The sequence below is a fragment of the Thermus kawarayensis JCM 12314 genome, assembly GCF_055393575.1.
This window is the reverse complement of sequence record NZ_AP043756.1, coordinates 300,744-322,933: the sequence shown is the minus strand read 5'-3', so window position 1 is coordinate 322,933 and position 22,190 is coordinate 300,744. Positions and strand designations below refer to the sequence as shown.

Genomic DNA, 22,190 nt, shown 5'->3' with positions numbered 1-22,190 from the left:
AGGGGCCCGTGGAGGGGCATCAAAAGGCCCTCTGGTACTGGGGCGGGATAGGGGCCTCCGCCCCCAGGGCCCTGGCCGCCCGCAAGGGGAAGTAGGGGTCCCTGAGGAGCACGCGGCCTAAGAGGACGAGGTCGGCGCTTCCCGCCTGGAGCACGGTCTCCGCCTGCTCGGGGGTGGTGATGAGCCCCACCGCCCCCGTCCTCATCCCCACCCGCTTCCGCACGGCGTCGGCGAAGGGCACCTGGAAGCCGGGGGCCACGGGGACCCTCACCCCCGGCACCACCCCGCCCGAGGAGAGGTCCAAGAGGTCCACCCCCAGTTCCTTGAGCTTTTCCGCGAAGGCCAGGGTGTCCTCGAGGCCCCACCCCCCTTCCCCCCAGTCCGTGGCCGAGACCCGCACCAGAAGGGGAAGCTCAGGGGGGAGGGCCTCCCGCACCGCCCTTGCCACCTCCAGGGGAAAGCGCATGCGGTTCTCCCGGCTCCCCCCGTAGGCGTCCTCCCGCCGGTTGGAAAGGGGCGAGAGGAAGGAGGAGAGCAGGTAGCCGTGGGCCATGTGGAGCTCCACCACCGAAAAGCCCGCCCTGATGGCCCTCTTGGCCCCCTCCACGAAGGCCTCGAGGACCCGGGCCATCCCTCCCTCGTCCAGGGGCTCGGGCACGGGGTAGCCCTCGGCGAAGGGGAGGGGGCTCGGCCCCACCACCTTCCAACCCAAGGGCCTCCCCCCTTCCCAAGGGCGGGCCGTGCCCGCCTTGCGCCCGGCGTGGGCGAGCTGGATCCCCGGCACCGCCCCTGCCTCCCGGATGCGCCTCGCAAGCTCCCTAAGGCCCGGGAGGTGGTCCTCGGACCAGATCCCCAGGTCAAAGGGACTGATCCGCCCCTCGGGGAGGACCGCTGTGGCCTCCACCACCACGAGCCCCACCCCGCCCAGGGCCCGGGTGGGGTAGTGGAGGAGGTGCCAGTCCGTGACCTCTCCTTCTCCTGTGGCCGAGTACTGGCACATGGGGGACATGGCCAGGCGGTTTCTGAACCTGAGGTCCCGAAGGGTTAGAGGGGTGAAGAGGAGGGCCATGGGACCATTATCCCCGCCTTCCCGCCGTAGAATGGGCGCATGGCTCCAAAAGGCGGTTCCATGAACGGGCGGGGGGTGAAGTCGTGAAGGGAAAGCTCTTCGCGGCGGCCCTCTTCCTGGCCACGGGCCTGGCCCAGTCCCTCAAGGTGGCCATCCTCTGGCACCAACACCAGCCTCCTTACGAAAACCCCATCACCGGCCAGTACGAGGGACCCTGGGTGCGCATGCACGGGGTGAACGACTACCCTTGGATGGCCGAGGTGCTCCTGGAGTTTCCCGAGATCAAGGTCACCTTTGACTACACCTCCACCCTGCTTAAGCAAATCCAGGATTACCTCTCCGGCAAGGCCAGGGACGCTTACTGGCGGGTCTCCGAAAAGCCCGCAAGCGCCCTCACCCCGGAGGAACGGGCCTTCGTGGCAGAGCGCTTCTTTGACATCAATCCCCGCTTCGTGGAGGCAAGCCCCCGCTACCGGGAGCTCCAGGCGCAAAAGAACCGGGGCGGAGCCTTTACCGACCAGGACCTCACCGACCTTCGGGTGCTCTGGAACCTCCTTTGGATCAACCGGGACTATATTGAGCGCGACCCCCGCCTGAGGGCCCTCCGCAACAAGGACCGCGGTTTCACCCAGGAGGACCTGGACTACGTCCTAAAGAAGCACCTGGAGCTCATGGCTACTATCCTGCCCCTGCACCAAAGGCTTTGGGAGCGGGGCCAGATTGACCTCATCACTACACCCTACTACCACCCCATCCTCCCCATCCTCTTGGACAAGGAGGCCGTCCGCGAGTCCAACCCGGCCCTGCCCCTTCCCAAGGAGCCCATCGCCTGGCCCGAGGACGCCCTTTGGCAGGTGCGGTCGGGAAAGGAGTACTTCAGGACCCTCTTCGGGAAGGAGCCTTTGGGCATGTGGCCCCCCGAGGGGGCCGTGAGCCAGAAGGCGGCGGAGCTCTACGCAAGGGAGGGGATTGGCTTCCTGGTGACCGACGAGGCCATCCTGGGTAAAAGCGGCTTCCCCGTGAACCCTCTTACCCTAACCCGCCTCTACCGCGTGGAAAAGGACGGCAAGCGGGTGGTCCTCTTTTTCCGGCATCGGGACCTCTCGGACCGCATCGGCTTCAGCTACAGCCAGATGCCCGCCCAGCAGGCGGTGGAGGACTTCATCGCCGCCCTTCTGGAGATCCGCCGTCAGGTGATCGGGCAAAACCCCGAGGCGGTCCTCACCATCGCCTTGGACGGGGAGAACGCCTGGGAGAACTACCCCGAAAACGGCAACGCCTTCCGCCGCCTCCTCTACAAGCGCCTGGCAGAGGAGCAGGCCAGGGGCACCCTCGAAACGGTGCGCTTCTCCGAGGTCCTGGGGCTTCCTTCGGTGCCCATCGCCCGCCTGGGGGCTGGCGGGTGGGCCGGGGACTTCGCCATGTGGGCCGGGGAGCCGGAGGAGAACGAGGCCTGGGACCGCTTAAGCCGCGCCCGGCAGGCGGTGCTGGCCTACAAAGAGGGGGGCGGAAACCCCCAGGTGGTGGAGAAGGCCATGGGCCTGGTCTACGCTGCGGAGGCCTCCGACTGGTTCTGGTGGTACGGCCAGGACACGGGCTTCCCCAACAACCCCCCTTTTGACGAGGCCTTCCGCGCCCTCCTCCAGGCGGTCTACCAGACCTTAGGCCAGAAGCCTCCTGAGGAGCTTTTCGTGGCCGTCCGCCCTCCCGCGCGGCCCCAAGGGTTTCCGGGCCGGATAACGCCTCGGCTGGATGGACGGGTGGATCCCCCGGAGGAATGGAAGGGGGCCGCCCATCTGCCCGATGCCGACGGCACCACCATGCAGACGCCGGACGACCTCCTCCAAGGGGTCTACCTGGGCTTTGACGAGCAGAACGTCTACCTACGGGTGGATTTTCGGGACGGGGTCTCGGCCCGGGACCTGGTGGGCCAGGGCTTCCGCCTGCACGTTTACGCCACCACGCCGGGGGAGGAGGGCGGAGCCGCCTTCCCCGAAGGGGGCGCGGTTTCCTTGGGCTTTCCCCTGCAGCAAAGGATCACCCTGGACATGGACCGGGTACAAGAAAGGGAGGCGGTGCTGGTGCGCTACGCCTACCGGGACGGGATCTGGAGGTTGGCTAGCTCCCCTGCGGACCTGGCGGGCCGAAGGGCTTACGTGGGGGAGGTGGTGGAGATGCGCATTCCCTACGCCACCCTGAAGGCGGAGGCGGGGGATACCCTGCGCCTGGCGGTGGTTTTGGAGAAGGGGGGGCGGATTCTGGACACGGCCCCCAACAACAGCCCCCTGGCCCTCTCCCTGCCCCAGCGCCTGGCCGGGAAAGAGGTTTTGGCCATAAAGGACCCTGAGGGGGACGAGCACGGTCCCGGCACCTACACCTACCCGAAGGACAACGCCTTCGCCCCCTTCCGGGGCCTCTTTGACCTTTTAGGGATGCGGGTTCTGGACGGGGGGGCCACCTGGACCTTCGTCTTCACCTTCAAGGAGATGACCAATCCCTGGGGGGCCCCCGCGGGCTTCAGCCACCAGCTCCTCAACGTCTACCTGGACTTCAAGGAGGGGGGGCGCACCGACACTTTCGCCAAGGGGGCCAAGGTGGCCTTTGACCCGGAGCACCCTTGGGACCTCTTTCTCAAGGTGGCGGGCTGGCCCCAGTACGGGCAGAGGGTGGGCTTTCCCGAGGGCGCCGATACCGCCGAGGGGGTGGTGGTGGGAAGCAACCCCGCGGACAAGGAGGTGATCGTGCAACTGGACAAGAAGCACTTCAACCCTGCCCCGGGGCAGAGGGTTTGCTTCTATGTGCTGGTGGGTAGCCAGGACGGCTACGGCCCCGACCACTTCCGGCCCGTGGGCAGGGAGGCGGGCCAGTGGAACCTGGGCGGGGCCCAGAACGAGGACGCCCCTTTGGTGGTGGACTACCTCTGGCCCGAGAAGGGGGTGCAGGAGGCCATGCTGTCCCGGTACGGGGGTGGGGGGTACGCGGTGCTCAGACCTTACTGCGTGGCCTGGCCCTAGGGCCTCCCTACCCAGGGGGCGGACTCCGGGGTAGACTTTTGTCGTGGATCCTGGCCTCGAGGCCGCCTTCCGGTACGTGGAGCGCCTCCTCTTTGGAGACGTGGACCGGCCTGGCCTCACCGTCTACGACGTGGAGCGGTTGGTGGGCTATCCCGCCAAGGGGGAAGGCCCTCTGACCTATGCCTTCCCCCGCACCAAGGCCCTCTCCGGGGTCCAGGCGGTGCGCCTCTACTACTACCCCAAGGACCCCCACCTACAGCTCATCCTGGAGATTGAGGACCTGGAGGGGCGCAAGCACCTCCGCCATTTCCGCTGGAACGGCTTCACCTGGGAGGTGCCGGAGGGGAAGCGGGGGGACTTGCGGAGCACCGAAGAGAGCCTGGACCCCTTTAGGGTGGGGGAGGACTACTTCCTGGGCTTTCCCCGGGAGGAGGCCAAGGAGCTGGAAGAGGCGGTGCGCAAAGGGGAGGCCCTGGGGGCCAAGTACCTCCTTTGCCCCCGGTGCGGCACCCGCACCTTCTACGCCCCCTCGGTCCGGCCCGCGGAGGTGGTCTGCCCCCGGTGCGGCAACGCCACCCTGCTTTTCAAGACCTTTTCGGGGGTGGAGCCTGCCAAAGACCCCCTCGAGGCCCTGGCCGAGGAGCAAAGGGCCCTCCGCAGAACCCTGGAGGAGCTTATGGCCTACCTCAAGCGCAAGCTTGGCCCTTAAACCCGCACCCCCGGGGGGCCCCACCCCGGGTAGGCGTAGAAGCGGCCCCGTTCCCCCTGCAGGTAGTCCAGCAGGGGCTCTTTCAGGGGGCGGTGGTTGGCCAGCCTTTGGGCGGCCTCCTCCGGGGTGAAAAAGCGGGCCTCCACGATGTGACCGTCGGGGTCTTTAGGGTTCAGAAGGCCTTCGTAGCTGGCCCGAAAGGCCATGGCTAGGGTGCGCTCGTTTTTACGGCGGTCCTCCACCTGGATGACGTAGGCCAGGTGCTCAATGGCCTTCACCTTAAGGCCCGTCTCCTCCCCCACCTCCCGCACCAGGGCCTCCAGCACCGTTTCCCCGGGCTCCACGGTGCCCCCGGGGAGGGTGTAGCGCACCTGCCCCCTTCGGCTCCAGTCGTTGCCCACCAAAAGCACCCGCCCCTGGCGGTCCAGGAGGATGGCCGCCACCACCAGAATCTCCCGGCGCATCACGCTTCCGTCATGGCCTCCAGCTGGCGCTCCTGATCCGCCCGCTTGAGGGCTTCCAGAAGGGGCTGGAGCTTTCCCGAGAGGACGCCCTCGAGGTCGTGGGTGGTGAACCCGATGCGGTGGTCCGTGACCCGGGACTGGGGGAAGTTGTAGGTACGGATCTTCTCCGAGCGTTCCCCGGTGCCGATCTGGGCGAGGCGGGTCCGGCGGAGCTTTTCCGCCTCCTCCGCCCGTTTCATCTCCAGAAGGCGGCTTCGTAGGATCATGAGGGCCTTCTCCCGGTTCTTGATCTGGCTCCGGGAGTCCTGGCAGGTCACCATGATCCCCGTGGGCAGGTGCACCACCCGCACCGCCGAGTCCGTGGTGTTCACCCCCTGGCCCCCCGGCCCCGAGGCCCGCATGACGTCAATGCGCACCTCGTCCATGTTGAGCTGGAAGTCGGACTCCTCGGCCTTGGGCAGGACGGCCACCGTGGCCGTGGAGGTGTGGATGCGGCCCTGGGTCTCGGTGGCCGGAACCCGCTGCACCCGGTGGACCCCGCTTTCGTACTTGAAGGTGCCGTAGGCTCCGGGCCCCCGCACCTCAAAGACCACCTTGGAGAAGCCGCCCAGGTCCGTGGGGTTGGAGTCCAGGATCTCGGTCTCAAAGCCCACCTCCTCGGCGAAGCGCAGGTACATCTCCAGGAGGTCCCGGGCGAAAAGGGCCGCCTCCTCCCCCCCGTCCCTGCCCGGATCTCCACGATGGCGTCCCGCTCGTCCATGGGGTCCTTGGGCAGAAGGTGGCGCTCCAGCTCCTTCTCCAAAGCCCTTTTCCGCTCCTCCAGCTCCGCCTTCTCCGCCTTGGCCACCTCGCGCAGCTCCGGGTCTTCCAGAAGGCTTTCCGCCTGCTCCAAATCCGTGAGCACCCGGCGGTACTCGCGGATGAGACCGAGGACCTCCCCCATCTCGGCGTAGCGCCGGGAGAGGGCCTGGTAGCGCTTGGGATCCTTGAGGACCTCGGGGTCCGCAAGCTGCGCTTCCAGCTCCCGGTACTCGTCTTCTAAGCGCTTAAGCTTATCCAGCATACCTTATTTCAGGATACCCCATCCCGGGCTTGCCCGGGATTTTAGGTATCCCTAAAATAGGGGCATGGAATCCCCCATCCTCCACGCCCTCATGGGAGGGCTTTTCACCTGGGGGCTCACCGCCTTGGGGGCGGCCAGCGTCTTCCTCACCCGGGAGCCCAGCCGCAAGCTCCTGGACGGGATGCTGGGCTTCGCCGCCGGGGTGATGCTGGCGGCCAGCATCTTCTCCCTCCTCCTTCCGGCCATGGAGATGGCCGAGGCCCGGGGTGGGGCGCCCTGGGTGCCGGCGGCGGTGGGGTTCCTCCTGGGTGGGGGCCTTCTGCGCCTTCTGGACCGGTTCCTTCCTCACGTGCACCTGGACCCGAAGGCTGCGGTGGAGGGGCTGGCCACGCCCTGGCGGCGCACCACCCTTTTGATCCTCGCCATCACCCTGCACAACTTCCCCGAGGGCCTGGCCGTGGGGGTGGCCTTCGGAGCGGTGGGGCTGGACCCCACGGGGACCGCCACCCTGGGCGGGGCCGTGGCCCTGGCCCTGGGCATCGGCCTGCAGAACCTGCCTGAGGGCCTGGCCGTGGCCTGGCCCCTGCGGCGGGCCGGGGTGGGGGCGGGGCCGGCGTGGTTTTACGGGCAGCTTTCCGCCATGGTGGAGCCCGTGGGGGCCCTTCTGGGGGCGCTTCTGGTCCAGGAGATGTTCGCCCTTCTCCCTTACCTCATGGCCCTGGCGGCGGGGGCCATGGTCTTCGTCATCGTGGAGGAGGTGATCCCCGAGAGCCAGGCAGAGGGCAACGGGGACATCGCCACCTTCGGGGTCATGACGGGCTTCGCCCTGATGATGATCCTGGACGTGGCCCTGGGATGAGGGCCGCCGGGTATACCACCCCATGCTGGCCCAAGCCAGCATGGGGGCCCCGGTAGCTTCCCCGGGCCGGCAGGGCGGAGGAAAGGGGGAGGCAGGGGATCACCCTTCCTTGCCTCCCAGGCGTTCCTTGAGAAGGCGGGCGGCCTCCTCGGCCTTGGCCCTGGCGGCCTCGGCCGCCCTTTTGGCCGCCTCGGAGAGCTCCTTGAGCTTGTGGGGTAGGCCGTCTTTGTCCCGGTCCAGCTCGGCCAGCCTGGCCCGGGCCTCCTCCAGGGCCCTCTCGGCCTCTCGCAGGGCCCTTTCCAGCACGTCGGGGCGGCCGTCTTTGTCCTGGTCCAGCTTCTCCTTGAGTTCCTGGAGCTTTCTTTCCACCTCCGCCGCCGCGGAGCGGGTGAGCTCTCTGGCCCTTTCCAAGAATCCTTTGGGGTCCATACCTGGGTTTACAGAAGGGCCCGCAGGTCCGCCACCACCTTCTCGGTGGCCTCCACCTTGTCCGGGCTAAAGAGCAGGAGGAGCTTCCCCTCCTTCACCACGAAGGTGGTGGCGGTGTGGTCCACCAGGTATTCCCCCGGGCCCCGGTACTGGGTCTTCTGGTAGTAGACCCCGAAGGTCTGGGCCGCTTCCTGGATGGCCTTTGGGCTTCCCGAAAGGCCCAGGAAGCTCGGGTGGAACCCCTTGGCGTACCGGTCGGCGATCCCCGGGGTGTCCCGCTCGGGGTCCACGCTCACGAAGATCACCTGCACCCTTCCCTGTTCCTTGGGGGAAAGCTTCTCGTAGGCCCGCTTCAGGGCGATCATGGTGGTGGGGCAGACGTCGGGGCAGTGCACGTAGCCGAAGAAGAGGAGGACCACCTTGTCCTGGAACTGGGAAAGGCGCACGGGGCCCTCGAGGCCTTCCAGGGTGAAGTCCACGGGCTTGGGGTTCAGAAGCCTCGTGCCGTAGAAGGTGTGCCCCCGGGGCAGGAGGAGGTAGGCCAGGGCCAGGAGCACCAGGACGGGGATGAGGGCGGGCCAGAACCTTTTCATCGCATCTCCACCGGAAGGAGTACCTTGAGCCTTGTTCCGTCTTGGAAGAGGAGGGTGATCTCCACCTTCTCCCCGGCCTTGAGGGGGCGCTTAAGCCCCTCCAGCATCAGGTGGTAGGCCCCGGGCTTAAAGGCCACCCTGCTCCCTGGGGGGATGTCCACGTAGGGCAGGGGGCGCATGCCCAGGACCGCCTGCCCTTGGCGCGTTTCCCGATAGTCCCGGTGGAGGGAGACCCGCTTGGCCATGGGGGTCTCTGCCCCCACCAGGCGGGCGGGCGCCTTCCCCCGGTTCTCCAGGGTAAGGTAGGCGGCGGTGTCCGCCACCACCGGGGGCACCAGGCGCACCCAGCCCGGCGTGGCCACCACCTGGGCCAGGGCCGGGGTGAGGAGAAGGAGGAGGGCAAAGCGCCTCATAGGTACCAGGCTAGCACGGGGAAAAGGTCTTCGGTGTTGCGAAGTACAAATGTCCCGCTCCCCCCACCTACCCTGAGGGCGTATGCGGGCCTTCCTCCTCCCCTTCCTGGGCCTGGCCCTGGCCGCCCCCGTCTTGCGCCTTCAGGGGGAGGTGGAGGGTCCCCTGGTCCTCCGCACCCCGGGGACGGTGGTGGAGGGGGAGGGGGCCGTCCTCAGGGGAGACCGGGGGCACACCCTCTCCCTCTTGGCCCCGGGGATCCGGGTACGGGGGCTGAGGGTGGTGGGGGCGGGCCTCGAGGACGACTTCTTTGAGCCCGACGCCGCCATTTACCTTCGGGGGTGCGAGGGGTGCCTCCTGGAGGGGGTGGAGGTGGAGGGGGCCCCCACGGCGGTGCGGGTGGAGGACTCGCCCCGGGCCCGGATCCTGGGCCTCCGGGCGAGGGGCCTGGGGGCCTCCCCCGGGGTCCTGGTCTACCGGAGCCCGGAGGTGCGGGTGGAGGGGGGCCGCCTTTCGGGCTACATGGACGCCATCTATGTGGAGTACAGCCCCAGCATGGCCATCCGGGAAAACCTCCTGGAGCGCAACGGCCGTTACGGCTTTCACGTGATGTTCTCCTGGGAGGTGCGGGTGGAGGGGAACGAGAGCCGGGAGAACGCCGTGGGCAACGCCGTCATGCACGGGGCGGGGAACCGGGTGGCGCGAAACCGCCTCCACGGGCACAGAAGCCCGGTGGGCTATGGGCTTTTGGTCCAGGACGAGGTGGGGACCGAGGTGGCGGGGAACCTCTTCGCCGCCAACACCCTGGGCCTCGTGCTCATGGATGCCCGGGAGGTGGCGGTTTTGGGGAACGCCTTCCGGGAAAACGGCACCGCCCTCCGCCTCACCCGGGAGCGGGGGGCGAACTCGGCCCGGGTGGAGCAAAACGCCTTTCTGGGCAACCTCTACGACCTTCTGGTGGACGACCCCCAGGCCCGGGCCAGGGTCTTGGGCAACGCCTACGACCGGGCCTCCGGCCTCCCGGTGCCCCACCTGCCCGCCTCCACCTTCGCCCTCCTCCTGGCCCGGCAGCCGGAGCTTTCCCTCTTCGCCCTCTCCCCCGGGGTGGTCCTGTGGGAAGGGGTGGAGGCCCAGGTGCCGGGGCTTCGGCGCCTGGCCCTGGCCGACCCCAGGCCCGGGTCCCTGCCCAAGGAGGGCGGGGCCTCGCCCTGGATCCTTTTACTGGGGGGGTTGGGAGGTGTGCTGTGGTGGCGCTGGAGAGCGTGGTGAAGCGGGGGAGGCTTGAGGGCCTTTCCCTGGGCCTCCGGGAAGGCGTGGTGGGGCTCCTCGGGCCCAACGGGGCGGGGAAGAGCACCCTCCTCGCCCTCCTCGCCGGCAGGCTCCGCCCCGACGGGGGAAAGGTCCTCCTCCTGGGGCGCTCCCCCAGGGACCCCCGGGTCTTTCCCTTGCGCGCCTACCTGCCCCAAAGCCCAAGGCTTTTCCCCCACCTCACCGGGAAGGAGGTCCTGGAGCTTTCCCGGAAGGCCAAGGGCCTGGGCAGGGAGGCCCTGGAGGAGGCCGTGGCCCGCATGGGCCTCGAGGGCTTCCTGGGGAAGCGGGTGGGGGCCCTCTCGGGAGGGCAGCGCCAGCGCCTGGCCCTGGCGGCAAGCCTCATGGGCAACCCTCCCGTGTGGCTCTTGGACGAGCCCACCGCCGCTTTGGACCCCAGGGGGAGGGAGCGGTTTTGGGCCTGGGTGGGGGCCAAGGAGGGGGGGCTGGTCCTCCTCGCCCTCCACAGCCTGGAGGAGGCCGCCCTGGCCCGGCACCTGGTCCTCCTGAAGGGGGGGAGGCTTTTGGAGGAAGGCCCCCCCGGGAAGCTTTTGGGCCAGAGGGGAGAACGCCTCCCCTGGCTAATGGAGGTGCTCTATGAGGAATCGGCGTGAAGCGCTCAAGGTTTTGGGTGGCTTGGTCCTGGCCTCCCCCGTCCTGGCCCAGATGGGCCACGGGGACCAGGGCATGGGGGCGGCGCCGGCCAAGGGGGCCTTGGTGCCGCCCAAGCCCATTCCCTGGGAGGCGGGGAGCTGCGCCTTCTGCAACATGCCCCTTAAGACCCCGGAAGGGCAGTGGCGGGGGCGCACCTTCCCCCAGGGGTTCTTTGAGCAGACCTACAGCCAGATCGCTTTCGCCGAGCCCCGCCCCGCGCCCCACGACCCCAAGCAGGCGGTGGGCGCCCTCCACTTTGAGAGCCTCGCCTGCATGGTGAACTACGCCTGGGTTCACGGCCTGAGGGATGGGGAAGGGGCTACCTTCTACGTCACCGACCGGGGAGCTTACGATCCCGCCCGCCCCCAGGAGACGGTCCGCCTCGTCCCCGCCCGCTCCGCCACCTACTACTGGGGGGAGAGGATGATGGTGGTCATGAACGCTAGGCTCCTGGCCTTCGCCAGCGCAAGGCAGGCCCAGGAGTTCGCCGAGAAGCACAAGGCCCAGCACGGCCGCCAGCGCTTCTACAGCTTCCAGACCCTCTGGGACCTCGCCCCCTTGCCGGAGATGAACCTGGTGGCCCTTCTGGCCCAGCACGCGGGGCTTTTGCGGTAACCTCTTTCCCATGGAGCGGCGCCGATTTCTCCGCTGGGCCACGGGCGGGGTCCTCCTGGTCCTCCTTCGGGCCCAGGCGGCCCCCCGGGACCTCAGGGTGGGGGTGGAGGCCTGCCCCTACTGCTTCATGACCATCCTGGACGCCCGCTACGCCGCCCAGGCCCTGAACCCCCAGGGCAAGGCCTTCTTCTACGACGACCCCGCCTGCCTCCTGGACCAGCTGAACGGCTGGGGGGGGCCGAGGCTTCAGGCTAGGGAGGTGTACCTGGCGGACTTCGGCCGGAGCGAGAGGACCCGGGCCTTTTGGGTGGAGGCGGAAAAGGCCCTCCTCTACCACAACTCCAGGATCCGCACCCCCATGGGCTCGGGCCTCCTCGCCTTCGGGAGCCGGGAGGGCCTGGAGGCCCACCTGAAGGACCGGCCCGAGCGGCGGGGCGGCCGCATCCTCACCTGGAAGGAGGCCCTGGAGGAGGGCAGGAAGAGGACCTGGGTGCCCACCGACTTCTTCCCGCCTCCCCCTAAGGTGCCATGACGGGCTTCTTCCTCAAGGAGACGGCCCGCAACCCCTGGGCGGCGGGCCTCCTCCTCCTGCCCCCCCTCCTGGCCCTGGGCTTCCAGGGGCGGGGGGAAGGGGTGGGGCTGGTGGGCCTCTACTCGGGGCTCCTCCTCCTCCTCCCCCCCCTGGTCCTGGCCCTGGCCGTGCCCCTCCTGGCCTCCCGGGAGGAGTGGGCCTTTCTCCTGGGGCTTCCCGCCCGGCCGGGACGGGCCTTCCTGGAGGGGGTCCTGGGGGTTTCCCTCGCCCTCGCCCCGCCCCTCCTCCTGGGCCTCCTCCTGGGGGCCGGGCTCTTGGGCCTTTCCCCGGGGGCGGGGCTTTGGCTCCTCCTCTCCGGGCTTGGGGTCCTCCTCTTCTGGGTGGGGGTGGCGGCCCTCCTCGCCGCCCTTCTCCTGGAGGAGCGGCGGGCCTTGGGCCTGGGCTTCGCCCTCTTCGGCCTCCTCAACGTGCTCTACGGTCCCTTGGTGGTGGCCCTGGGGGTGCGGCTTAAGGACTACCCCCTCGAGGGCCTCCTCACCCTCGCCCTCCTCCTGAACCCCCAGGAGGTCCACCGGGTGGGGCTCCTGGCCGCCTTGAAGGCTCCCGTCCTCACCGGCCCCGTGGGCTACCTGGTGGCGGAGCGGCTCGGGGCGGTGGGACCTTTGCTTGGGCTTGTGTACCTGGCCGGCTTCGGCGGGGCCTCGGCCCTCCTCGCCGCCCTGGTCTTCGCCCTCAGGGACCGGTAGCATGGGGCCATGCGCCTGGCTGGCCTCCTCCTCGTCCTTCCCTTTTTCCTCCAGCTCCTGGGCTTCGGGGACACCCCCTTGGGGGGAGGGCTTTGCGGGGAGGTCTTCCGGATCAAGGACCCCGCCTTCGCCCTGGCGACCCCGGGCTTCTGGTACGGCCTCCTCTTCATGGTCCTCCTGGCCCTGGAGCTTGGCTATGGCCTTTCCCTCCTCCTTTTGCCCCTTCTGGAGGTGCGCCTGGGGGCGGGGTGGCTTAGGGCGGGGCGGTACCTGGTGGGGACGCTTTTCGCCTTGTTCCTCCTCACCCGCACCACGGGCCTCCCCGCCCCGGGGCCCGGGGGGTGGGCCCTGGAGCCCGCCCCCCTGGACCCCCTTTCCCTCCTCCTCGTGGGGCTTTCCCTGGCGGGGGGGCTTCTTCTAAGGGAGAATGGGGGGCATGGAGCGGCTTCTTGAGGTGATGCGCCGCCTGAGGGCCCCTGGGGGGTGCCCCTGGGACCGGGCCCAGACCCACGAGAGCCTGGTGCCCTACCTCCTGGAGGAGGCCAGCGAGGCGGCGGACGCCCTCCTGAAGGGGGACCCCAAGGAGATGGCCGAGGAGCTTGGGGACGTCCTCCTGCAGGTGGCCTTCCACAGCGTCATCGCCGAGGAGGAGGGAAGCTTCACCTACAAGGACGTGGAGGCCGCCATCGTGGAAAAGCTCATCCGCCGCCACCCCCACGTCTTCGCCGGGGCCGAGGCCAAGACCCCGGAGGAGGTGAAGGCCCGCTGGGAGGATCTGAAGGCGAAGGAGGGGAAGAAGGGGGACCCTTGCGGCCTCTCCCAGGGGCTTTCCACCCTGCTCCGGGCCTACGAGCTGCAGCGGAAGGGGGTGGACCCGGGAAGCGAGGAGGGGCTGAAGAGGGCCTTGGAGGCGGGGGATTGGGAGGAGGCGCTTTGGCAGCTTTTGGGGCTTTTCGCCAAGAGGGGCCAGGACCCCGAGAGCGCCTTAAGAAGGCGCTTCCTCAGGGCCTGCCAGGGGAGCTAGCCCCTCCTCCGGGCTTCCGCCTGGCGGCGGTGGCCGTGCCCCTTTTGGGGGGGTACCTCCTCTTCACCCAGAGGAGCCCCCACCTTCCCACCCACGCCGGCCAGGTGAGCTTCCCCGGAGGGGTGGTGGAGCCGGGGGAGGGGGTGGTGGAGGCGGCCTTGAGGGAAGCCGAGGAGGAGGTGGGCCTGGAAGGGGCGGAGCCCTTGGGCTTCCTCCCCGCCGCCCTCTCCCCCCAGGGCTTTCTGGTCCAGCCGGTGGTGGTCTACCGCCCCGACCTTCCCCGCCTCCGCCCCAACCCGGAGGAGGTGGCGGAGGTCCTCTTGGCCCCCCTGGAGGAACTCCTGAGGGTGAGGCCCTGGAGCGAGGTGCGCCTGGGGCGCACGGTCTGGCATTTCCCCTGGCGGGGGGTGGACATCTGGGGGGTCACGGGGAATATCCTGAAGGCGTTCCTGGAGGTGTGGCGTGAGGCGAGTGGGGATTCTCCTGGCGGACCTTTTTGACGAGCGGGAGTTCCTCTACCCCTACTACCGGGTACAAGAGGCAGGCCACGCCCCGGTGGTCATCGGCCTCGAGGCCAGGGAGTACCGGGCCAAGTCGGGCTTCGCCTGGAAGGCGGAGGTGGGCCCCAAGGAGGCGGGAGAGCTTGCCGCCCTCCTCATCCCCGGGGGCTTCGCTCCCGACTACCTGCGGCGGAGCCTCGAGGTCCTGGCCCTGGTCCGGGAGGTGGCGGAAGCGGGGAAGCCCCTGGGGGCCATCTGCCACGGGCCCTGGGTCCTGGTGAGCGCCGGGGTGGTGCGGGGGAGGAAGGTGACGGGGTTTTTCTCCATCCGGGACGACCTTGTCAACGCCGGGGGCCTTTACCAGGAGGAGGGGGTGGTGGTGGACGGGAACCTGGTGACGGCCCAGGGCCCCAAGGACCTCCCCGCCTTCATGCGGGCCTTCCTCAGGCTCCTTCCAGGGTGAAGCGGGTCCCGGCCTCCCCTTGGCGGACGGCCTCCAATACCCCCCTCTCCCCCTTGGCCACGGCCGCCCAGGGGGCGCCCGCCCTGAGGGCGGCGAGGGCCGCCTCCACCTTGGGGATCATGCCCCCTTGGATCACCCCCTCCTCCTTCAGGGCCTCCACCGCTTTTGGAGTAAGCCGGGGGAAGCGGGTCTTCGGGTCCTTGGGGTTCCGGTAGACCCCTTCCACGTCGGTGAGGAAGACCACGGGCCACCCCAGGGCCCCGGCCACGGCGGAAGCGGCGGTGTCGGCGTTGACGTTTAAGGGGCCCTCCTCGTCCAGGGCGATGGGGGCGAGGAGGGGGGTGTAGCCCTTCTCCAGGAGGTCCCGAAGGAGCCCCGCCTCCACCCCCACCACCTCCCCCACCCGGCCGAGCCCGGGCAGGGCCCTTCCCTTTAGGCAGAGGGCGTCCCGCCCCGAGAGGGCGAGGGCCTTCCTTCCCCTTTGGGAAAGCCCCGAGGCCAGGCGCTTCCCCGTGAGGCAGAGGGCCATCTCCACCACCTCCACCTGCTCCGGAGGGGTGACCCTCAGGCCTCCCACGAAGCGGCTCTCGTACCCCAGGCGCTTCAGCCACTCCCCGATCTCGGGGCCGCCCCCGTGGACCAGGACCAGGGGGCCGGGGTAGGCGGCGAGCTCCTCCAGCAGGGCCTCTGCCCCCCTCAGGCTTCCCCCCACCTTCACCAGAAGGGGCTCACTCAAGGTAGACCACCTCCTCGGGCAAAGCCCCCTCCTCCTCGGCCTCCAGGAGGTCTAAAAAGCCCAAAAGGGCGTGGTCCGGGTGGAGGCCGAAGAAGGTGGCCAGGGCCCGGACGGCGTGCTCTGGGGGCAGGGCCTTCGCCCTTTCCAGGAGGGGCCTTAGCTCCTCCGAGGCCCGCAAGGCCTCCCCGAGCTCCGGGCCTTGCCGGAGCTCCGCCACCACCTCCTTTCCTTCCGCCAGGAGGAAGAGGCCGTCCTCCTCCGCCTGGACCCAGAAGGCCAGGGCCCGGCCCAGCCCGGAAAGCTCCCTCAGGAAGGAGCGCACCGCCTCGAGGTCTTCCTGGGCCTCGAGGGCCTCGTGGTAGAGGCTGGTCCAGGGGGGGTCGGGGACCAGGTAGACCCCGGCCCCTCCCGTACGCCCCTTTACCCAGGCCGCCACCTCCTCCAGGGGGGCCTTGGCGTGCAAGGAGAGAAAGCTCCGCACCACGCTCTATACTAGCCCTTGTGAGCGCCCTGTACCGCCGGGTCCGCCCCCTCACCTTCCAGGAGGTGGTGGGCCAGGAGCACGTGAAGGAGCCCCTCCTTAGGGCCATCCGGGAGGGGAGGCTGGCCCACGCCTACCTCTTCTCCGGGCCGAGGGGGGTGGGCAAGACCACCACGGCGCGGCTTCTGGCCATGGCGGTGGGGTGCGAGGCCGAGGAACGCCCTTGCGGGGCCTGCGCCCACTGCCAGGCGGTGCAGCGGGGCACCCACCCCAACGTGGTGGAGATAGACGCCGCCAGCAACAACTCGGTGGAGGACGTGCGGGAGCTGAGGGAGAGGATCCTCCTCGCCCCCCTTTCCGCCCCCAGGAAGGTCTTCATCCTGGACGAGGCCCACATGCTCTCCAAGAGCGCCTTTAACGCCCTCCTCAAGACCCTGGAGGAACCCCCGCCCCACGTCCTCTTCGTCTTCGCCACCACCGAGCCCGAGAGGATGCCCCCCACCATCCTCTCCCGCACCCAGCACTACCGCTTCCGCCGCCTCACGGAGGAGGAGATCGCGGGGAAGCTTAGGCGCATCCTGGAAGACCTTGGCCGAAGCGCCGAGGAGGAGGCCCTCCTCCTGGTGGCCCGCCTGGCGGACGGGGCCATGCGGGATGCGGAAAGCCTCCTGGACCGCCTCCTCCTCCTCCCGGACCCCCTCACCCGGGCCAGGGTGGAGGAGGCCTTGGGCCTTCCCCCCAAGGAGGCCCTCTCCCGCCTGGCCCAGGCCCTGGCCGGGGGGCGGGTGGGGGAGGCCTTGGCGGAGGCCAGGCGGCTTTACGCCCAGGGCTTCGCCCCAAGAAGCCTGGTCTCCGGGCTCATGGAGGTCTTGAGGGAGGGGCTCTACGCCGCTTATGGGCTTGGAGGGGCAGCGCTTGCCGCCTCTCCCGAGGCGCTCCTAGAGGCCCTCACGGCCCTGGACGAGGCCCTGGAAAGGCTCGCCAGGCGTTCCGACCTTCTGGGCCTCGAGGCCGCCCTCCTCCAGGCCCTTCCCAGGCCCTCCCCGCCCCGGCCCCAGGAGGCCCCCCTGCCCGAGCCGAACCCCGCCCCACCCCCCAGGCCCAAAGAGGAGGCGGTGGACCTCGGCGGGCGGTGGCGGGCCTTTCTGGAGGCCCTGAAGCCTACCCTCAGGGCCTTCGTGCGGGAGGCGAGGCCGGAGGTGGAGGGCGCCACCCTCCTCCTCCGCTTCCCCGAGAACAAGGCCTTCCACCACAAGAAGGCCGAGGAGCAAAAGGAGGTCCTCCTGCCCCTGGCCCAGGCCCATTTCGGGGTGGAGGACCTGGCCTTTCTCTTGGAAAAAAAAAGCCTAGAGGCTAAGGCCCCGCCTTCCTTCCCTCCCCGGGCCAGGCCCTCCCCACCGGACGGGGCAGTACCCCTACCCCCCTCTCCCGGGGAGGTGGACCCGCCCCTCTCCCCGGAGCCCCAAGGGGAAGCCTCCCCGCCCCCCGCCGAGGACCCCCAGGCGGTCCTTTCCCGCCTGGCCCGCCTCCTGGGGGGAAGGCTCCTTTGGGTGCGCAGGCCCAGGGAGGTGGCCGAGCCCGGGGAACCGCTGAGCGAGGAAAACATAGGGGGTACTGGTATATAATGCTCCCATGACCCGGACCACCGAGCTGGGAAGCGAGACCGTGGAGAACATCCTGAAGCGGCTTCGGCGCATAGAGGGCCAGGTGCGGGGCCTGCAGAAGATGGTGGCGGAGGGCCGTCCCTGTGACGAGGTCCTCACCCAGATGACCGCCACCAAGAAGGCCATGGAGGCGGCGGCCACCCTCATCCTGCACGAGTTCCTGAACGTCTGCGCCGCCGAGGTCTCCGAGGGCAAGGTAGACCCCAAGAAGCCCGAGGAGATCGCCACCATGCTGAAGAAGTTCATCTAGGGATGCCCGGGCTTCTCCGGCGGCTTGGCCGCCTCCTCCGGGCCCTCCTCGCCCGCGAGGTTCCCGACGACGCCTTCGCCCTGGGGTTTTTGGTGGGGGAGGAGCGGGCCCTCTACCTCGCCATGGACCCCCGGGACCGGGCCCACGGGGTGCGGGTGGCCAAGAGGCTCCTGGCCCGCCACCCCGAGGCCCCCGCCTTCGCCGTGAGGGCCGCCCTCCTGCACGACGCCGGGAAGGCCCTAAGGCCCTACCGCCCCCTGGAGCGGGTCCTCACCGGGCTCTATGCTCCCCCTGTGCCCCCTTACCCTTTGCGCCGGGGGCTTGTGGGCGCTTTCCAGGTGCGCCGGCACCATCCCCTTTACGCCGCGGAGCGGATCGGGGACCCGGAGGTGCGGGCCTTGGTCCTGGAGCACCACGCCCCCCGAAGCCTGTGGGGGCGGAGGCTCCACCGGGCGGACCGGGAGGAGTAGTGTACAAACGCCCCTAGCCAACCCCACCCCATAAGGAGTAGGGTATCGGAGAACGGAGGGGGAGTTATGGATGACTTCACCTGGCGCGTGGGCGGCCCCCAAGGGGGCGGGATAGAGACGGCGGCCACCCTCTTCGCCCGGGCCATGGGCAAGGGCGGATGGTGGGTGGCCACCAAGCGGGAGTACCACTCCAACATCATGGGGCGGCACTCCTACCTGGACGTGCGGCTTTCGCGAAAACCGGTCCGGGCCTTCCGGGAAAAGGTGGACTTCCTGGTGGCCCTGGACGGGGAGACCCTGGCCCGCCACCTGGGGGAGGTGCGGGAAGGGGGGGTGCTCCTCTACGACCCCAAGGTCTTGGACCTCACGGTCCACAAGCTCCCCATGCTGGACCACCGGGTGGCGGAAGACCTCTCCCGGCGCTTCGGCAAACTGGACCCGGGCCTCAAGGAGATCCTCCAGGCCTACGTGGAGGCGGGGGTCCAGCCCCTCCCCTACCCCTACGAGGAGGTGGCGGACCGCATAGGGGCCGAGCTTGGGGTGCCCTCCTTGCAGGCCCGGCGCACCCTGAACACCATCGCCGTGGCGGCCAGCCTCCACTTCCTGGACTACCCCCTGGAGCCCCTTTTGGAGGCCCTGGCCCTGCAGTTTAGGGGAAAAGTCCTGGAGCTCAACCAAAAGGTGGCCGAGGCGGTCTACAAGGAGGAGGTTCCCAAGCTTTCCCTGAACCTCAAGGCCAACGGCTACGAGCCGGGCCGGGTCTACCTCACCGGGGCCCAGGCGGCCGCCCTGGGCAAGCTCGCCGGGGGGCTCCGCTTCCAGACCTACTACCCCATTAGCCCGGCCACGGACGAGAGCGTCTACCTCGAGGCCCACACCGCCTTCCAGGGGGCCGACGTGGCCGTGGTGCAGACCGAGGACGAGATCGCCGCCGTGACCATGGCCGTGGGGGCTGCCCTCACCGGGGCCAGGGCCGCCACCGCCACCAGCGGCCCCGGCTTCAGCCTCATGGCCGAGGGCATGGGCTTCGCCGGGATGATCGAGGCTCCCTTGGTGGTGACCCTCTACCAGCGGGGAGGGCCCAGCACCGGGCTTCCCACCCGCACGGAGCAGGGGGACCTGATGTTCGCCATAAGGGGCGGGCACGGGGAGTACCCGAGGCTCGTCCTGGCCTCGGGGGACATCCTGGACGCCTTCTTGGACGCCCAGAAGGCCCTCGCCTGGGCCTGGCGCTACCAGACGGTGGTGGTCCACCTCCTGGACAAGTTCCTGGCCTCCCTGGCCCAGAGCCTTCCCAAGGAGGCCCTGAAGGTGCTTTCCCTGGACGGGGAGAAGCGCCTCTCCCCCCGGGAGGGCTTCGGGCCCTACCAGCGGTACGCCCCGGGGGAGGACGGCCTTTCCCCCTTCATCCCCATCGGTACCCCTGGGGGCTTCTACTGGATGACCTCCGACGAGCACGACCCCCTGGGCCACATCACCGAAGACGTGGAGCTCAGGGAGCTCCAGATGGAAAAGCGCATGGGGAAGCTGGAGCTCGCCCGCAAGGAGATCCCCCTCGCGGACCAGTACACCCTCTTCCGGGATGGGGAGGTGTTGGTCCTGGGCTGGGGGACGGTGAAGGGCACCCTCCTGGAGGCCCTGGACCACCTTCCCGGGGTGGGGTACCTCCACCTCCGCCTCCTCTGGCCCTTCCCGGAGATCGCCCCCCTCCTGGAGGGGAAGACCCTGGTGACGGTGGAGCACAACTACTCGGGGCAGCTCGCCGACCTCGTGCAGCAGGAAACCCTGAGGCGGGTCCACCACCGGGTGGTGAAGTACAACGGCCGGCCCATCACCCTGGACGAGGCCGTGGAGGCCCTGAAGGCGGTAAGGGAGGGCCAGGCCCCGGAAAGGCTTGTGCTTAGGAAGGGAGTCTGAGATGCTGGAGCTCAAACTTGCGGACTACAAGGCGGAAAAGCAGCCCGACTGGTGCCCGGGGTGCGGGGACTACGGCATCCTCTCCGCCCTCCAGATGGCCCTCTTTGAACTGAGGCGGGATCCCAGCCAGACGGCGGTCTTCTCGGGCATCGGCTGCTCGGCCAAGACCCCCCACTACCTGAACGTCTACGGGGTCCACACCCTCCACGGCCGGGTGCTTCCCGTGGCCCAGGGGGCTAAGCTGGCCAACCCCCACCTCACGGTGGTGGCCGTGGGCGGGGACGGGGACGGCCTGGGCATCGGGGCCGGGCACTTCGTGGCCGCGGGGCGCCGGAACGTGGACATGCTCTACATCCTCTACGACAACGAGGTCTACGGCCTCACCAAGGGCCAGGCCGGGCCCACCTTGGGCCTGGGGGAGAAGACCAAAAGCCTCCCCAAGCCCAACCCTCAAGGCCGCCTCAATCCCCTGCTTTTGGCCTTCTCCGCGGGCTACACCTGGATCGCCCGGGGCTACGCTTACAACGTGAAGGGCCTGAAGGAGCTCATCAAGGAGGGGATTGAGCACAGGGGCCTAGCCTTCCTCCACGTCCTCCAGCCCTGCCCCACCTACAACGACCTGCACACCAAGGAGTGGTTCGCTCCCAGGCTTTACAAGCTCCAGGAAGAGGGCTACGACCCCCACGTCCCCGCAGGGCTTTCCCCGGAGGAGCTGGACCGCAAGATGGCGCTTTTCCAGGAGAAAGCCCTGGAGTGGGGGGAGCGGATCCCGGTGGGGGTGTTCTGGGAGGCGGAGGTGCCCACCTTTGAGGAGCGGCTTAAGGCCTACCTCCCCCGCTACCCCGAGGCCTACCCCGCCCAAGGGCAACGGGAAGCCCTGGACCTCGAGGGCCTCCTCCGGGAGTTCGCCCTCTAGGAAAACCGGAGGAGCCTCTGCGGGGTGGCGATGAGGTCCACCCGGCGCTCGGGCTTAACGGGAAGCCTGGGGTAGACCATCACCGGGTGGGCCAGGGTGGCGAAGGGGGCCCCCACCCTTAGCCAGTCCTGGGGGAAGCCGTACCCCTTCCCCACCCAGCCCCCCTCCTCGTCCACGGCCACCGCCCCGATGAGGACGAGGTCCGGAGAGGCCTCCTCCAGGGCCACCCGGACCCCAAAGCGGTAGGCCTCCCGCACCCGTTTGAGCTTCCTCGGGTCCACGTCCTTTAGGAGCAGAAACTCCCCCGGACGGTCGGGGTGGGGGAGGAGGAGCTCCTTCCCCTGGCGCAAGGCCTCCTCCCTTAGGGGCTTTAGGACGGCGTCCATCCCCGCCAGGACCCGCCTGGCCCCCTGGAACTCGGGGGTTCTTAAAAGCCTTTCCGCCGCCCTCCTGGCCCCCAGGAAGTTGGGGTGGTGGCCGTGGGGGGGCGTGGGGTGGAGGGCGAGGTCAAAGCGGGCCAGGGCGTTCCAGACCTCTTCCCGGAGCTCACCCAGGGTCATGTTTCCAGAAGGTGAAGGGAAACGCCGGGGAGGAGACCTTGGGCCTGGCCCTCGAGGGCCCTTTGGTATAGCCTTTTGTCGGCGGTCCAGAAGGCCCCCTGAAACCCTTCGGCCATGGCCAGGTAGTGGGCGTCATAGGCGGCCTTTAGGCCCAAGACCCAGGCCAGTTCTAAGGCCCGGGTGTGAGTCCAGGGCTCGGCGAAAAACCGGACCCCGAGCCTCTGGAGATGCCCTAGGAGGGTCTCGGCCTCGGCCAGGGTCATCTCCCCGGCGAGGGCGTAGCGGTAAAGGGCGTTGGCCGCTTCATAGAGGGCCAGGGTGGGGGCGGCAAGGGGGCGGTCTTCCTGCCTCCAGCTCCGGTAGAGGCGTACGGCTTCGGCCTTTGGGTCTGCCGCCAAAAGCAGGTGGAGGAGGAAGCTAGCGTCCAGCACCACCCAGCTCACGGTCCCGCTCCTCCCTCAGGGCGGAAACCACTTCCTCAGGGGGTATAAGGGGCCTGCCCAAGCGGGCGCGGATGGCCCGGTTAAGGGAGAGGAGGGTCTCCAAGGGGTCCTCCTTCCCCGCAGTAAGGTGGTCGTAGGCCTTCACGGAGAGGATGATCGCCTGTGGCCTGCCCCGCCCCTCCACCACGATCACCTCCCCTTTCTCCACCCGCTTCAGCACCTCGCCGAAGTGGACGCGGGCCTCGGTGGCGCTTAAGACGCGCTTGCGATGCATCATTTCATGCATTAGTTTAGCTGCCC

27 protein-coding genes and 1 pseudogene are annotated in these 22,190 nt (G+C 69.1%); 17 read left to right on the top strand and 11 right to left on the bottom strand.

Annotated features, from left to right (window positions below):
* Window positions 1-19: 19 nt before the first annotated feature.
* Complete coding sequence (locus ACZ5RK_RS02120; protein WP_464909490.1) at window positions 20-1,069, bottom strand: NADH:flavin oxidoreductase/NADH oxidase; 1,050 nt, start codon at window positions 1,067-1,069, stop codon at window positions 20-22.
* Window positions 1,070-1,152: 83 nt separating this feature from the next.
* Between ACZ5RK_RS02120 and ACZ5RK_RS02115 the strand changes: the two genes are divergently transcribed.
* Window positions 1,153-4,083 (top strand): glucodextranase DOMON-like domain-containing protein, encoded by a 2,931-nt coding sequence (locus ACZ5RK_RS02115; RefSeq protein WP_464909489.1) that lies wholly within the window; start codon window positions 1,153-1,155, stop codon window positions 4,081-4,083.
* 43 nt (window positions 4,084-4,126) lie between these two features.
* The gene (locus ACZ5RK_RS02110; protein WP_464909488.1) at window positions 4,127-4,792 is read left to right on the top strand and encodes a hypothetical protein; all 666 of its coding nucleotides are present in this window, start codon (window positions 4,127-4,129) and stop codon (window positions 4,790-4,792) included.
* Here the strand turns inward: ACZ5RK_RS02110 and ACZ5RK_RS02105 are convergent.
* Together ACZ5RK_RS02105 and prfA are read right to left on the bottom strand one after the other, a co-directional pair.
* A complete protein-coding gene (locus tag ACZ5RK_RS02105; protein WP_464909487.1) occupies window positions 4,789-5,256 on the bottom strand; it encodes an NUDIX hydrolase in 468 nt (155 codons plus the stop codon). The two genes, ACZ5RK_RS02110 and ACZ5RK_RS02105, sit on opposite strands and share 4 nt — an antisense overlap.
* Window positions 5,256-6,319: pseudogene (gene prfA / locus ACZ5RK_RS02100) on the bottom strand (peptide chain release factor 1). Before prfA ends, ACZ5RK_RS02105 begins: the two are co-directional and overlap by 1 nt.
* Before the next feature lie 64 nt (window positions 6,320-6,383).
* Here prfA and ACZ5RK_RS02095 point away from each other — a divergent pair.
* Complete coding sequence (locus ACZ5RK_RS02095; RefSeq protein ID WP_464909486.1) at window positions 6,384-7,178, top strand: ZIP family metal transporter; 795 nt, start codon at window positions 6,384-6,386, stop codon at window positions 7,176-7,178.
* A gap of 99 nt (window positions 7,179-7,277) precedes the next feature.
* Here the strand turns inward: ACZ5RK_RS02095 and ACZ5RK_RS02090 are convergent, their stop codons facing one another.
* The 3 genes from ACZ5RK_RS02090 to ACZ5RK_RS02080 are packed head-to-tail and all read right to left on the bottom strand — an operon-like array spanning window position 7,278 to window position 8,613.
* A complete protein-coding gene (locus tag ACZ5RK_RS02090) occupies window positions 7,278-7,607 on the bottom strand; it encodes an EF-hand domain-containing protein (RefSeq protein WP_464909485.1) in 330 nt (109 codons plus the stop codon).
* A gap of 8 nt (window positions 7,608-7,615) precedes the next feature.
* Entirely contained in the window at window positions 7,616-8,200 is a 585-nt protein-coding gene (locus tag ACZ5RK_RS02085) for an SCO family protein (RefSeq protein WP_054647808.1), read from the bottom strand.
* Window positions 8,197-8,613 (bottom strand): copper chaperone PCu(A)C, encoded by a 417-nt coding sequence (locus tag ACZ5RK_RS02080; RefSeq protein WP_464909484.1) that lies wholly within the window; start codon window positions 8,611-8,613, stop codon window positions 8,197-8,199. The genes ACZ5RK_RS02085 and ACZ5RK_RS02080 overlap by 4 nt, the downstream gene beginning before the upstream one ends.
* Before the next feature lie 82 nt (window positions 8,614-8,695).
* Here ACZ5RK_RS02080 and ACZ5RK_RS02075 point away from each other — a divergent pair, with 82 nt between their 5' ends.
* Genes ACZ5RK_RS02075 through ACZ5RK_RS02035 form a run of 9 tightly spaced genes read left to right on the top strand, consistent with a single transcriptional unit; the run spans window position 8,696 to window position 14,453 of the window.
* Window positions 8,696-9,880, top strand: coding sequence for a right-handed parallel beta-helix repeat-containing protein (locus tag ACZ5RK_RS02075; protein WP_464909483.1), 1,185 nt, complete (start codon window positions 8,696-8,698; stop codon window positions 9,878-9,880).
* Window positions 9,856-10,533, top strand: a complete 678-nt coding sequence (locus ACZ5RK_RS02070; protein WP_464909482.1) for an ABC transporter ATP-binding protein — start codon at window positions 9,856-9,858, stop codon at window positions 10,531-10,533. Before ACZ5RK_RS02075 ends, ACZ5RK_RS02070 begins: the two co-directional genes overlap by 25 nt.
* Window positions 10,517-11,188: a nitrous oxide reductase accessory protein NosL gene (locus tag ACZ5RK_RS02065; protein ID WP_464909481.1), complete on the top strand. Its 672-nt coding sequence runs from the start codon at window positions 10,517-10,519 to the stop codon at window positions 11,186-11,188. The genes ACZ5RK_RS02070 and ACZ5RK_RS02065 overlap by 17 nt, the downstream gene beginning before the upstream one ends.
* A gap of 10 nt (window positions 11,189-11,198) precedes the next feature.
* On the top strand, window positions 11,199-11,720 hold the full coding sequence (locus tag ACZ5RK_RS02060; RefSeq protein WP_464909480.1) for a nitrous oxide reductase accessory protein NosL: 522 nt from the start codon (window positions 11,199-11,201) through the stop codon (window positions 11,718-11,720).
* On the top strand, window positions 11,717-12,466 hold the full coding sequence (locus tag ACZ5RK_RS02055) for a hypothetical protein (protein ID WP_464909479.1): 750 nt from the start codon (window positions 11,717-11,719) through the stop codon (window positions 12,464-12,466). The genes ACZ5RK_RS02060 and ACZ5RK_RS02055 overlap by 4 nt, the downstream gene beginning before the upstream one ends.
* A 9-nt stretch (window positions 12,467-12,475) precedes the next feature.
* Entirely contained in the window at window positions 12,476-12,919 is a 444-nt protein-coding gene (locus tag ACZ5RK_RS02050) for a hypothetical protein (protein WP_464909478.1), read from the top strand.
* Complete coding sequence (locus tag ACZ5RK_RS02045) at window positions 12,894-13,490, top strand: MazG family protein (protein WP_464909477.1); 597 nt, start codon at window positions 12,894-12,896, stop codon at window positions 13,488-13,490. The genes ACZ5RK_RS02050 and ACZ5RK_RS02045 overlap by 26 nt, the downstream gene beginning before the upstream one ends.
* A 29-nt stretch (window positions 13,491-13,519) precedes the next feature.
* Window positions 13,520-13,990 (top strand): NUDIX hydrolase, encoded by a 471-nt coding sequence (locus ACZ5RK_RS02040; protein ID WP_464909476.1) that lies wholly within the window; start codon window positions 13,520-13,522, stop codon window positions 13,988-13,990.
* Entirely contained in the window at window positions 13,953-14,453 is a 501-nt protein-coding gene (locus tag ACZ5RK_RS02035) for a type 1 glutamine amidotransferase domain-containing protein (RefSeq protein ID WP_464909475.1), read from the top strand. Before ACZ5RK_RS02040 ends, ACZ5RK_RS02035 begins: the two co-directional genes overlap by 38 nt.
* Here the strand turns inward: ACZ5RK_RS02035 and argB are convergent.
* Together argB and ACZ5RK_RS02025 are read right to left on the bottom strand one after the other, a co-directional pair.
* On the bottom strand, window positions 14,434-15,189 hold the full coding sequence (gene argB / locus ACZ5RK_RS02030; RefSeq protein WP_464909474.1) for an acetylglutamate kinase: 756 nt from the start codon (window positions 15,187-15,189) through the stop codon (window positions 14,434-14,436). The genes ACZ5RK_RS02035 and argB overlap by 20 nt on opposite strands.
* Complete coding sequence (locus tag ACZ5RK_RS02025; protein WP_464909473.1) at window positions 15,182-15,673, bottom strand: hypothetical protein; 492 nt, start codon at window positions 15,671-15,673, stop codon at window positions 15,182-15,184. The genes argB and ACZ5RK_RS02025 overlap by 8 nt, the downstream gene beginning before the upstream one ends.
* Window positions 15,674-15,690: 17 nt before the next feature.
* Here ACZ5RK_RS02025 and dnaX point away from each other — a divergent pair, with 17 nt between their 5' ends.
* The 5 genes from dnaX (at window position 15,691) to ACZ5RK_RS02000 (ending at window position 20,887) form a co-directional block, all read left to right on the top strand.
* Window positions 15,691-17,295, top strand: a complete 1,605-nt coding sequence (gene dnaX, locus ACZ5RK_RS02020; RefSeq protein ID WP_464909472.1) for a DNA polymerase III subunit gamma/tau — start codon at window positions 15,691-15,693, stop codon at window positions 17,293-17,295.
* Between the two features lie 7 nt (window positions 17,296-17,302).
* On the top strand, window positions 17,303-17,584 hold the full coding sequence (locus ACZ5RK_RS02015; RefSeq protein WP_054638838.1) for a metal-sensitive transcriptional regulator: 282 nt from the start codon (window positions 17,303-17,305) through the stop codon (window positions 17,582-17,584).
* A 2-nt stretch (window positions 17,585-17,586) separates the two neighbouring features.
* Window positions 17,587-18,054, top strand: coding sequence for a phosphohydrolase (locus tag ACZ5RK_RS02010; protein WP_464909471.1), 468 nt, complete (start codon window positions 17,587-17,589; stop codon window positions 18,052-18,054).
* A 66-nt stretch (window positions 18,055-18,120) separates the two neighbouring features.
* Complete coding sequence (locus ACZ5RK_RS02005; protein ID WP_464909470.1) at window positions 18,121-19,971, top strand: 2-oxoacid:acceptor oxidoreductase subunit alpha; 1,851 nt, start codon at window positions 18,121-18,123, stop codon at window positions 19,969-19,971.
* A gap of 1 nt (window position 19,972) precedes the next feature.
* A complete protein-coding gene (locus ACZ5RK_RS02000) occupies window positions 19,973-20,887 on the top strand; it encodes a 2-oxoacid:ferredoxin oxidoreductase subunit beta (RefSeq protein ID WP_464909469.1) in 915 nt (304 codons plus the stop codon).
* On the opposite strand, the gene ACZ5RK_RS01995 is transcribed toward ACZ5RK_RS02000, so the two are convergent.
* The 3 genes from ACZ5RK_RS01995 to ACZ5RK_RS01985 are packed head-to-tail and all read right to left on the bottom strand — an operon-like array spanning window position 20,884 to window position 22,167.
* Window positions 20,884-21,447, bottom strand: a complete 564-nt coding sequence (locus ACZ5RK_RS01995) for a 5-formyltetrahydrofolate cyclo-ligase (RefSeq protein WP_464909468.1) — start codon at window positions 21,445-21,447, stop codon at window positions 20,884-20,886. The two genes, ACZ5RK_RS02000 and ACZ5RK_RS01995, sit on opposite strands and share 4 nt — an antisense overlap.
* Complete coding sequence (locus ACZ5RK_RS01990; protein WP_054647143.1) at window positions 21,444-21,890, bottom strand: type II toxin-antitoxin system VapC family toxin; 447 nt, start codon at window positions 21,888-21,890, stop codon at window positions 21,444-21,446. Before ACZ5RK_RS01990 ends, ACZ5RK_RS01995 begins: the two co-directional genes overlap by 4 nt.
* Window positions 21,865-22,167, bottom strand: a complete 303-nt coding sequence (locus ACZ5RK_RS01985; RefSeq protein ID WP_054647142.1) for a type II toxin-antitoxin system prevent-host-death family antitoxin — start codon at window positions 22,165-22,167, stop codon at window positions 21,865-21,867. The genes ACZ5RK_RS01990 and ACZ5RK_RS01985 overlap by 26 nt, the downstream gene beginning before the upstream one ends.
* Between the last annotated feature and the right edge of the window lie 23 nt (window positions 22,168-22,190).